We start from the raw sequence: 2,128 nt of genomic DNA, 5'->3' as shown, positions 1-2,128 counted from the left end.
CCTCACTGTCCACCACTCCGATACGGTCTCCGTCACCGTCAAAGGCAATGCCCAGATCGGCTCCTGTTTTGGCCACGGCGTCCCTCAGATGCATCATATTCTGTTCCAGACTGGGATCGGGGTGGTGATGAGGAAAGCGGCCGTCCACTTCATCACAGATGGATGTATGATGTCCCGGCAGACTGGCCAGAAAGGGGGCCAGAACGGCTGCGGCTGCCCCGTTTCCCGGGTCCCAGACGACAGAAAGGCCTTTCATCCCCGGCTGTCCGCCAGGGGGATCGTCAACAAATGTTCCCAGATAAGTAATATATTCATTTATCAGGTTCATACTTTCCAGACGTCCCTCAGCTTCAGTAAAATCTCCCTGAGAACAGAGAACTCCCAGTTTCCTTAGAGTCTCTCCATGAAAGGGTCCCTCCTGTGTGAGGACTTTAAAGCCGTTATATTCGGGAGGATTATGACTGGCTGTGACGATGACGGCTGCATCGGCATTGAGATGATAAAGGGCAAAATACACAAGGGGTGTGGGAACAAGTCCCAGATTGATGACATGGATTCCGGATTCAATGAGGCCGCGGATAAAAGACTCACTCAGATTGAGAGAACTGAGACGGCCGTCATATCCCAGCACGCAGCGTTTCAGTTTTTTCCGAGCCAGGACAGTGCCGTAGGATCGTCCAATGAAATATGCATCCCTTTCATTGAGTTCCCTCTCTACTATTCCTCTTATATCACAGGCTTTGAGTATTTCACTGTTCAGACAATGGCTTTGTTTCATTCAGGACTCCTGTTGGATTGAAGTTGATCACTGGGGATTCTGACATTGAAGCTTGAGCCCCGGCCTTCCTCGCTGTGCAGATCAATGGTTCCGCCGAATTCGACGACCATATGCTTGGTTATGGTCAGCCCGAGACCACTACCTGAAATTTTCCGATTCTGATACTTCTCAACTCTATAGAACCGGTCAAAAATTTTTTCCTGCTCCTCTACTGGTATTCCGACTCCGTCATCAGAAACAGTCAGGACCAGAAAACCCTTTTCTTCTTTCAGAGACATATGAATATGACCTGCTTCCGGACTGTATTTGAGGGCATTATGGTAGAGGTTGAATACGATTTGCCGATACCAGCTGATTACACCGCTGTAGGAAGCCTCGGTTTCCTGGAGATCCAGTTCCAGGGAGATATCTTTTTCTATTCTCAAGGGCTCCAGGGCTTTGACAACATCTCTGATGATACCGGGAGCATCGATGAAACTCCTTGTGGCTTCGGTCATATCCCCTTCTATCCTGGATAAAAGCAGGAGTTCGTTGATCAGCTTTTTTAACCGTTCCGTCTCCACCTCTATAATATTCAATGCGGTCTGACGGTCATCGTCGCTCAGGATCTTCCATGATTTGAGAGTTTCAACAAATCCATTAATCAAAGTAAGGGGAGTTCTCAGCTCATGGGAGACATTCGCTACAAAATCATCCTTCAACTGTTCCAGCCGCCTCATCTCTGTCACATCCCGGAGAATAACAAGGGCCCCGCTGTGTTCATAAGGTTTGTATTTGTTATAGACAGCTTCCACACTCACATCCAGAATGCGGGCGCCGGGAGTTGTCAATATGATGTGGGATGATTCCTTTTTTTGATTAACCGAGTCTGATATTTTAAGAATTTTTTCAAAATTATCATTATGAGAATCACTGGTATTCCGGACATTGAACAGACTCAATTTATTCAGGTTCAACATATCTTCAGCCCGGGGATTCACAAGAGTAACAGCATTGTCTTTATCCAGCATGAGAATACCTGTTTTCAGATTGGAGAGCAGAGTATTGATCCTGCTGTACTTTTTGTTGTCCGATTCTGTCAGGGTCGTATAGCGGTCAACCAGAGAGTTAAAATTCTCAACCAGCTGTGCCAGTTCTGTACTGCTTGTATCCACATTGATTTTGGAAATACCGCCCCTTGCTGCATCAGCCGTCAGTTTGAGAAGCTTTCTGATAGGAACCTGATACTGACGCATTTCAATGGAGACAATCAGGAAGACAAGCCCCGTTAAAAGTAGAGCCGCCGCTATAGCAAAGAGAATAAAGGCGACGATAAGCGTGCCTGCTTCTTCTATCCAGTAACTGACAGAG

The 2,128-nt window shown here is 47.0% G+C and carries 1 protein-coding gene and 1 pseudogene; both read right to left on the bottom strand.

Annotated features, from left to right (window positions below):
* A pseudogene (locus tag PF479_RS12700) lies at positions 1-778 on the bottom strand (phosphomannomutase/phosphoglucomutase); the annotation flags it as partial.
* On the bottom strand, positions 775-2,128 hold a 1,354-nt coding region (locus PF479_RS12695), incomplete at its 5' end, for an ATP-binding protein (RefSeq protein ID WP_298007168.1). The pseudogene PF479_RS12700 and the gene PF479_RS12695, both read right to left, overlap by 4 nt.

The organism is Oceanispirochaeta sp. (genome assembly GCF_027859075.1).
GTDB lineage: Bacteria > Spirochaetota > Spirochaetia > DSM-2461 > DSM-2461 > Oceanispirochaeta.
This window is presented reverse-complemented; position numbering and strand designations above follow the sequence as displayed.